General features: G+C 27.4%; 1 protein-coding gene. It reads left to right on the top strand.

The genetic code is table 11. The features are described 5' to 3' along the window. Positions 1-198 precede the first annotated feature (198 nt). A complete protein-coding gene (locus tag KHW44_RS08920) occupies positions 199-2,043 on the top strand; it encodes an ATP-dependent helicase (protein WP_304068622.1) in 1,845 nt (614 codons plus the stop codon). The last annotated feature ends 81 nt before the right edge of the window (positions 2,044-2,124 follow it).

Here is a 2,124-nt window from a genome sequence, read left to right as displayed (position 1 = left end):
TCAAAAATAATAGATTCAACTTTTTTTAAATCTGAATCACTAAGATTTTTTGATTTAAAATCTCTTACTGATTTTCTATTTTCTAAAAATTCATTCATTGACATTTTACTTACCCCTTATCATAAATCTTATAATTAAATAATACTACAAATTGCGAATAATCACAAACATTTTGATATAATAATTAAAGGTGATAATATGAAATTTACTGAAAATCAGCAAAAAGCAATCTCTCATTTTGAATCCCCTGCATTAGTATTGGCAGTTCCAGGAGCCGGTAAAACTACCGTACTTCTTAATAGAATAAAATACTTGGAAAAAGTTCACAATATTGATCCAAAAAGTATCTTATCAATAACATTTAGCAAATCTCAAGCAGTAGATATGAAAGAAAGATTTTCTGAAAAATTTCCAGAAACAGAATCTGCCTATTTTTCCACGATTCATTCTTTTTGCTATTATATTATAAAACTACATTATAAAATGAATAATAGAATATTCAAAATTCTTGAATCTAATAATGATATCAATAAATATCTTGTGATTAGAAATATAATAAGAAAAATCAATAAAACAAACTCTAAGGATGAAGACGTCGAAAAGTTCTTGCAATACTATGGCTATTGTAAAAATATGATGATAGTCAAAGATTTTCCGAAATTCGATATTGAAAATTTTGAACAAATATACCTAGAATACGAAAATTTCAAGAAAAATAATTTTTATATTGATTTTGATGATATGCTTACAAAATCATTTGAGATACTCAACGAAGATGATTATATTCTAAAAAGAATTAAACGTAAGTACAAATTTTTTCAAGTAGACGAAGGACAAGATACTTCAAAAATTCAATTTGAATTAATCAAAAAAATCGCCTACCCTGAAAATAATTTGTTTATTGTAGCAGATGACGACCAGTCGATTTATTCTTTTAGAGGAGCAGATCCTAGCTATTTGTTAGATTTTAATAAGATTTTCCCAGATGCTAGTATTTATTATATCGACCAGAATTTCAGATGTACGGACAAAATAGTTGACGCAAGTAACCTATTTATAAAACAGAATAAAAATCGATACAATAAAGATGTTACATCCACAAAATCATCAGATAAAAAAATAATAATAAAATTTCCTCAAAACTTTTTGTCCATGTTTTCTTATCTAAAAAGCAATATAAATCCTGATAAAAAGACTGCAATTTTGTACAGAAAGAATATTTCGTCTATAGCTCTAACGAAGTATTTACACGATCAAGATATTAATTTTCACTCTAGATATCAAAAAGATGATTTTTACAATCATTTTGTGCTCAATGATATTTTAAAAATGATTGCTTTTTCTGAAAACAAAACATCTGTCGGACTTTTTAGAGATATTTATTACAAACTAAACAGCTACATTAAAAAAACATCCATAAATCAACTGGAAACTTACGATGAATCAATTCCTGTTTTGGATCGTCTTTTGGATGATTCAACTCTAAGTAGGTATTATGTAGACAGATTTATGGATTTAAAATCATTTTTTTCAGGAATAAAAAGAGCAAAAGGTTCCAAGAAAATTGATATCATTATGAATGATATTGATTACAAAACATATATTGAGGACAGTGTTCTACTCCAAAACCAAAAGATATCATTAGACCTTTTGACTGAAATATATAAATATTTATTTAAAGATTGTGAGTGCTACGAAGATTTTATCAATGAAATTGAAAATTTAAAGAAAATCCAAAAGGATTCTATAAAACATACTAGTAATCTAAATTTATTAACTGTACATTCTGCAAAAGGTTTGGAATTTGATGAAGTATTCATTATCGATTTGATAGATGGAGAGTTTCCTACAAATATTGACTCCAACAACAAGAATTACGAAAATATATTTGAAGAAGAAAGAAGAATGTTTTATGTAGCTATGACTAGAGCAAAGGACAAATTAACCCTGTTATCTCCAAAAACTAGAAATTCCGTTGAAGTTGATTCATCACAGTTTTTAAAAGACATCGTAGAGATTGAAAATAATCATGACCACCCGTAAAACGGGTGGTTTGTTCATGGGCTATAAGCCCGAGTGATACCAACCAGCGTCTCAAGGCGCTGGTTTTCACTCTGTTCAAAC

The organism is Finegoldia magna, assembly GCF_018371055.1.
Classification (GTDB): Bacteria; Bacillota; Clostridia; order Tissierellales; family Peptoniphilaceae; genus Finegoldia; species Finegoldia magna_I.
The sequence above is the reverse complement of the archived record's forward strand: the minus strand, read 5'-3'. Positions and strand labels throughout refer to the sequence as shown.

Excerpts from the sequence above, each read along its gene's own strand:
- KHW44_RS08920 (WP_304068622.1), top strand. The coding sequence starts at position 199 with ATGAAATTTACTGAAAATCAGCAAAAAGCAATCTCTCATTTTGAATCC.